10 protein-coding genes and 1 pseudogene are annotated in these 6,572 nt (G+C 43.6%); 10 read left to right on the top strand and 1 reads right to left on the bottom strand.

The genetic code is table 11. From position 1 onward, the window contains the following. The 10 genes and pseudogenes from BMY62_RS16290 to BMY62_RS16405 form a co-directional block, all read left to right on the top strand. Nucleotides 1-206, top strand: a 206-nt coding sequence (locus BMY62_RS16290; RefSeq protein ID WP_218143010.1) for a hypothetical protein, incomplete at its 5' end; no start/stop codon positions are given. A gap of 569 nt (nt 207-775) precedes the next feature. Then, nucleotides 776-997, top strand: a complete 222-nt coding sequence (gene infA, locus BMY62_RS15460; protein ID WP_090629157.1) for a translation initiation factor IF-1 — start codon at nt 776-778, stop codon at nt 995-997. Between the two features lie 633 nt (nt 998-1,630). Then, nucleotides 1,631-1,894 (top strand): RNA recognition motif domain-containing protein, encoded by a 264-nt coding sequence (locus BMY62_RS15455; RefSeq protein ID WP_090662070.1) that lies wholly within the window; start codon nt 1,631-1,633, stop codon nt 1,892-1,894. 318 nt (nt 1,895-2,212) lie between these two features. Continuing rightward, nucleotides 2,213-2,485, top strand: a complete 273-nt coding sequence (locus tag BMY62_RS15450; protein ID WP_090662067.1) for an AsmA family protein — start codon at nt 2,213-2,215, stop codon at nt 2,483-2,485. An 18-nt stretch (nt 2,486-2,503) separates the two neighbouring features. After that, nucleotides 2,504-3,031 (top strand): DUF6155 family protein, encoded by a 528-nt coding sequence (locus BMY62_RS15445; protein WP_090662064.1) that lies wholly within the window; start codon nt 2,504-2,506, stop codon nt 3,029-3,031. Then, on the top strand, nt 3,003-3,635 hold the full coding sequence (locus BMY62_RS15440; protein WP_218143009.1) for a GNAT family N-acetyltransferase: 633 nt from the start codon (nt 3,003-3,005) through the stop codon (nt 3,633-3,635). The genes BMY62_RS15445 and BMY62_RS15440 overlap by 29 nt, the downstream gene beginning before the upstream one ends. 97 nt (nt 3,636-3,732) lie before the next feature. Continuing rightward, entirely contained in the window at nt 3,733-4,032 is a 300-nt protein-coding gene (locus BMY62_RS15435; protein ID WP_090662058.1) for a hypothetical protein, read from the top strand. Between the two features lie 7 nt (nt 4,033-4,039). After that, nucleotides 4,040-4,684 (top strand): NAD(P)-dependent oxidoreductase, encoded by a 645-nt coding sequence (locus tag BMY62_RS16415; RefSeq protein ID WP_090662055.1) that lies wholly within the window; start codon nt 4,040-4,042, stop codon nt 4,682-4,684. A gap of 48 nt (nt 4,685-4,732) precedes the next feature. Next, complete coding sequence (gene tnpA / locus BMY62_RS16770; RefSeq protein WP_442753241.1) at nt 4,733-5,008, top strand: IS66 family insertion sequence element accessory protein TnpA; 276 nt, start codon at nt 4,733-4,735, stop codon at nt 5,006-5,008. Next, nucleotides 4,942-5,331 (top strand): annotated as a pseudogene (locus BMY62_RS16405) (TIGR02391 family protein). The gene tnpA and the pseudogene BMY62_RS16405 overlap by 67 nt, the downstream one beginning before the upstream one ends. Nucleotides 5,332-5,508: 177 nt before the next feature. Here the strand turns inward: BMY62_RS16405 and BMY62_RS15420 are convergent. After that, complete coding sequence (locus BMY62_RS15420; RefSeq protein ID WP_090662052.1) at nt 5,509-6,231, bottom strand: 2OG-Fe(II) oxygenase; 723 nt, start codon at nt 6,229-6,231, stop codon at nt 5,509-5,511. Nucleotides 6,232-6,572: the final 341 nt, after the last annotated feature.

The following is a 6,572-nucleotide window of genomic DNA, read 5'->3' as shown; positions in this document are numbered from 1 at the left end:
CCCGCGCTGGCGCGGAAGGCTCCGCCATGTGTCTGGTGACACCGGCGAATACCGGAAAATGGAATGCGATCAACCGGTTGATGAACCCTGGCGCTACCGGTAAAAAGCCAAATGAACAGAAATACAAAAAACGCCCAGGCAAGCCGGCCGGCTTTAAAAACAACGGCAAGAAATACAATAGAGGTATCAATAGAGTTGCCGCCTGAGTTGCAGTCATGGTCAAAATCGGCGTATGGCCGGAACTGTCAATATTTCGGGAGTATGTCAAATACAGCGGCATCCGGCCGCTGACAATTTGATCCCGGAGCGGCAACAAATATCAGTTTGGACACTCCGGACACTTTGATTTCAAGGCCACTCAAATCCTGTTTTGATTGAAAGCAGGTCCGTTGATACGGGTTTGCTTTTAACGCTTAAAAACATGGTCGAATTGTTGGCATGGGCCAATAATTCATCTGGTTTATATGCATAAAATTGCAGGCTGTTTAATGTTTTAAACAGCCAGATGCATATCACTGTCATCTGTTTTAAACAGATTTCAAATTTTAGAAACGATTTTTCAGGAAGCGTCTGAGAAAATAATTCAGCGAGCGATGCGGTTCTGAACAGAATACAACACGATACGCTCACATAAGTCCATGTGATCTCGGCTTTTAGTTTTTCGCTTTGATCTCATCTACGTTTTTATCAGATTCGATGCTTCCTTTGTTTTAAAACATCAATTACAGCGATGATGTTTTCATTCATCGCTGTATATCAGCTTGGAGGTACTATTATGTCTAAAGAAGAACTTATAGAACTGGAAGGAACGGTAACGAATGTATTGCGTAACCAGTGTTATCGTGTGGAACTGGAAAACGGTAAAGAAGTTCAGGCTTATACATCTGGTAACATGCGTCGTTTTAGAATACGTATAGTGCTGGGCGACAAGGTAAAACTGGAAATGTCTCCCTACGATTTAACCAAAGGCCGAATCAATTATCGTATGAAAAAATAAGACCAGAAATAATATTTTGTTTCTGATTCGTTTTATTGATATCCGTTTTCAATGATCAACGTGACTCAGTAACCTGTGCATTGAATATATGAAGCAACCGGGTATACGTGTCAATTGACCTGTCCTGATTGTCTTTAGCCTGGGGGTTAAGGATAACAGGGCAGAATGATCAGACGTCAACACTCAACACTACAAAAAGATTTGCAGCAGCGTCAGAAGACTGTGAATGGCTATCACACTGAGCCATGCCACATGTTTGCAAATCGACTTTAAGGCCGAAAAAAATTATTTTATCCTCTTATCTGTTTAATAGCAGGTAAGATTTTCACTTTACAAGAAAGCTTTGTTCAGATAGCATCAAGAGCGTATTGATGTGAACGTGCGCATTTGTTCAATCAAGAAATTCAAGATCCGATCCCTGCTCCATCCCGGTAATAGTTGAATATATCGACTAAATTCACTGAATCTGGGCACATGCTGTGCTTGTAATAGGGATAGCAAGCAAAACCTGTTGTTTTGTCTGTCTACAAACGATATTAATCAGCATTGTGCCATTTGACATGTTGTATGTCTGGAAAGTGCAAGTCTCATACAACATACTGCTACCCTCCTTCTCACAAAAAAGGACATCTTTTGAAAAGATTATTTGTTGGGAATCTACCAAGTAACGCGACTGAAGCCAGTGTATCGGAGCTATTTTCGGAATGCGGCAAAGTACATTCTATTAAACTCGCGGTAGATATGTTCACCGGAAAATGTATTGGCTTTGGATTTATTTCAATGGAAGGCCATGAGGCCAGAGCAGCTATTGAAAAACTCAATGGTTATATGTTTGGTGACAAATCACTCAAAATCAGGTTTGAAGATACTTCACAAAGGAAAGGCAGACGTCGCTGACCTGGATCCGAAAGAAATTATACAGCCCGGCTTGGGTCTCATGGAGAATAGACAATAAAACAGGACTGCGGTCTCATTGCATAACTTGAACAAGGAGTGACCAATTTTCGTAGCAAATTGGTCAAACCAGCCAGATATCATTGGCAGTTTAGGGATTGTCCAGTATATGTGTATTGGGTTACAGATTGTCTACAACAAGAAACTTCATGAGTTGACACTGATCTGCATCACAGCAGATCGGAGAGTATGATAAGTGGCATATCACAAGTGCTTCTTTTGATTGTGTGACAAGAACCGAATCTTCACGATACAAAAGCTATGGCCATTTTCAAATGGATCGTAATTGTGTTGCTCTCTCTGTTGCTATTGATTGCCGCAGTGATTGCACTGATGGACTGGAACTGGGCGCGTGACTATGCAGTTCGACAGTTGAGTGAAATCACTGGACGGACGCTGGATATAGAAGGCGATATGGATATTGACTGGTCTTTGACACCACATATTCGTCTCGAGCACATCAGGCTTGAAAATGCGTCATGGAGTGAACGGCCATTATACAGAAACTGTATAATTACTTGTTATGCTTCATAGAGAACAATAGAGTATTCCATGAAAGTTACAGAATTAAAAAAGTGCCTCAACGATGCTTCCAAAGAAGAACTAACAAAACAAATAATAGATTTATTCAAGAAAAATGATTTTGTCAAAGATTATTATGAAATAAAGTATAGTTCAAATAATCAAGCTTCAGTATTAGAAAAACATAAAGAAATTATAAAAAATGAATTTTTCCCAAAACGAGGTTTTGGAAAAGCGAGATTATCGGTTGCAAAAAAAAGCATTACCGAATTCAAAAAACTATCTAGTGATATCCAACAAATAGCTGAAATTATGCTTTTCTACGTTGAAACTGGAGTCGAGTTCACAAACAGTTACGGAGATATCGATGAGAAGTTTTACATAAGCATGGAAGGCATGTATGAACAGGTTGTTCAGCTAATAGTAAAGGAAAGCCTTGTAAATGAGTTTTATGAGCGCTGCCATGATATTGTCAAAGATACAAATGGAATAGGCTGGGGGTTTCACGACCAATTAACCTCTATTTTCTATGAATACTTGGACAACAATACAGCATAACGAGGCAAATCCAGCCGACGCGCCAAAGGCGCGCGCGGCTGATTTGCGGCGTTCGCTAGGAAGAAAGATGGATTTCTCGTTATACAACCCCAAAGAAACTGACGAAATCGAGGCACTGTTTACCAAGACGTTCTGCGATTCAGAAGGCGAGTCTGAGGGAGCGATTGTCGGCGACCTCGCCGGGGAGCTTATACGCAGCACAGACGAGAACGACTTCTACGGGTTTGTTGCCCGAGACGACGTAGATCTGGTCGGCAGCATTCTCTTCTCGCGCATGTGGTTCGAACGTAAGATCGACGCGTTCATTCTGGCTCCCGTGGCTATCCGTACCGACTGTCAGCGACGAGGCATCGGCCAGAAGTTGATCAATTTTGGCCTGAACGCCCTGAAGAATTGCGGTGTTGAACTCGTGCTCACCTACGGTGATCCACGGTTCTACTCGATGGTAGGATTCAGTGTGGTCACTGAGAACGTGATTTCACCACCCTTCAAGCTCTCACAGCCGGAAGGATGGATGGCTCAGTCTCTTGTTGGCGATCAGATTGATCCCATCCAAGGCAAGTCGCGTTGCGTAGAGGCGCTCAACAAACCCAAGTACTGGTAAAAATGATAGCGAACAACACGATTGACATATATCGGTGAAACCGCGCCTTCGGCGCGCTTCCCCTAATGGTCATGGTGGACGTTAGAAGTAATTAGATATGAGTGAAATTGAGTTTTTGCCTTTGAGTGAAGTGAATCCAGAGGATTTAATGGTTCTATTAAATGAGGATTCATTGAGAACACATTTAATTGATCATCCGTATTTTGATTCCACCAGCATTCAAGCATGGATGGAAGATAAAATCAAAACGAATGCAATACAAGGTTGTCGTATTCGTATTGTATTGTTAGATGGGGAGCTTGCGGGTTGGTGCGGTATTCAACCAGATAATAATGGCTTTGAATTAGCGATTGTTATATCACAAAAATTCTGGGGTATACGGAATACAAATTTTTAAAACACTTATGTGCTGGGCAAAAGAATTAGGTCATACGAAAATACTACTATTAGGCGCAAATGGGCGCACGGGACGCGGAATCCTCAATCTTGCATTAGAGGCTGGGGATGATGTAACCGCCGTGGTTCGCTCGAAGGACAAACTAGCAGATATTGATCATCCAAACCTAAATGTTCTTGCCGGGGATGTTTGTGAGCCAGAAGCTCTGCAACAAATTTTACCCGGACACGACGTTGTCATTTCTACACTAGGCCCTCGCTCACCAACTAAGGCAGCCTGTAGAATCTATTCTGATTCTGCGGTTGCGGTAGTCGACTCTATGCAAAAATGCGGGATCAGTCGGTTACTTGTTGTTTCTACAGCATTGCTTTTTCTAAGCAGCAAGTTGTTGGATCGTGTGCTTCGGTTCATAGCCAGAAACAATGCTCATAATGCGAGCCTCATGGAAAACACCATACTTGCCTCCAAGCTTGAATGGACGATTGCACGAGTAGGTTTTCTCAATGAAAAAAAATCAGAAGAATACCGATTGGCAGAGGGAGCGTTGCCGGAGGGAAGTAACTCCATTCCACGTGCGGCGTTGGCACATTTCCTCATAACGGAAGCAAAACAATCAAACCATCCCTGTAATATAGTTGGTGTAAGCGAATAAATAACTCAGAACAAGGAATCCTCGAATATTTTCACAGGAGGTTGGCCGATGACATCACCGGAACAACAAGAGCAGCATGTCAAAGCGTGGCAGGGGAGTGGATTGACACAGGTGGCCTATTGCCGTGAGCACGGGTTGAACAGTAAGATATTTGGGAATTTGCTGCGGGCTTATCGTGTTGTGCAAAAACACAATCAACGGACTTCGTTGATACCAGTGACGTATGCGTCCGCTACGTCCATTACGTCCATGAAAAGATCTTTGAGTTCTTTCGTGCCGAGCTACTTGATGAAAACTATTTCCATGCTGTGTTGGAAGCTGTAAAGGGAGTGGCCGAGCGGATTCGCTAGCTTTCTGGACTCACGTCGGACGGGGCCGATCTATTCAATGAAGCATTCTCAACCAAGCGCCCAATTCTTGCGGTGAATGGGCTGTCTACTGATACTGAGCTCAGTGAACAGAAGGGGCTTACGAACATTCTTGTGGGGCTGGTTGGTGCAGTCCGCAATCCCACGGCACATGCACCTAAGGTCAAGTGGGAAATGACAGAACAAGATGCTCTGGATATCTTGTCGCTGGTGTCGTTTGTTCACCGAAAGCTTGATCTTGCAAGAAAGGTAAAATGTGCCGTGGAAGAACACCAATGAATACGTTCATCGATGGCAAAAAAATCTGGCAGGAAAAATTGTTGAGCTGAATTTGACCTGACAGTCACTTCCGATAAACCGGTAACTGTCAGATCAAGTCTAAATCAGTACAAATTAACCAATCTACAGTGATTGGATGTATGACTATGATTCGACTGAGTTAATCTACAATATAATTTATACTTTCTTAGTGGTTGGTGCCTGCCCAAAGAGCTGAGCGGCGGGTCTGTACATCAACCAGGAAGCCAGCACGTATTTGTCGTTCGAAGTGGGAATATGGCCGCGATGAGTGTGGGTAAAAATACACGGTGCGATGATCAGGCTGCCCTGGACCGGTTTTATTTTCACTTGCTGATAATAAAATTCAGTCTCACCGCCTTCGCTGACATCATTCAGGTAAAGCACCCATAACAGAGCCCGCCGCAGCGTTCGCTGGCTGGAATCTGTGGGATGCGGATAATGCTCCGAGTGCCAGTGATGATAACCCCCTTGTCCCTGCGTGTAGCGCTGAAGATTAATCCCGTCCAGCTGGTACATTGCGTTAATCAGGCCGGTCAATTGCGGATCACCCATTTGTTTTAGGTCGTCATGAAGAATCGGGCGCGTTTTCTGCGTTTGCGGGTCGACAATACCGGGTGATACGGCACCCGTAATTAAAAACGGAAACAGCCGCGCGTAACGGACGATTGCGTTAATGATCGCCTGATCAATCGCCTGACACTCCCGCTGCCAGCCAGGTTGTCCACTGATATAAAGATCCATGCTGTCTTTTTTTGCTTTATCAAATCCTGCACCGGTATGGCCTGGTTGTTTCTGTGAGTCCTGTTCAAATTTGCTGATGAGATGTTGGCAATTTTCGGGAGAAAGCGCGTGTTTAAATTCTCTAATAAAATTTTCCATCGACTGTCAATGTTCTGGCACGCAGGATTGGCGTCATTCTGCGGCGAGTAATAAGATCAGTTATTGTGCGACGACAGTGCTTGTAAAGTCAATCACGTCCGCTGTCCGGTCGCCGGGCGTAAAAAAACCATTTTTTCGATGAAACTTTTTCTGATAATAGTCGCCATAAGAACATGGTTTCTTGTAAACGAGAGACTTTATTTATGTTTGAAGTTGACTCAAATACAAATTACAGGAGTGATAAGTATGGCAACAACAATGGGAACGAGCGGTGCTGCGAGTGCTGACTACGACATGTCATTGTGGTACGACTCCAAGTACTACAAGATAGGTCTGGGGCT

This window comes from Nitrosomonas marina (genome assembly GCF_900111605.1).
In the GTDB taxonomy this organism is placed as follows: Bacteria; Pseudomonadota; Gammaproteobacteria; order Burkholderiales; family Nitrosomonadaceae; genus Nitrosomonas; species Nitrosomonas marina_A.
Note: the sequence above shows the minus strand (reverse complement) of the source record. Positions and strands in the feature narration are given on the sequence as shown.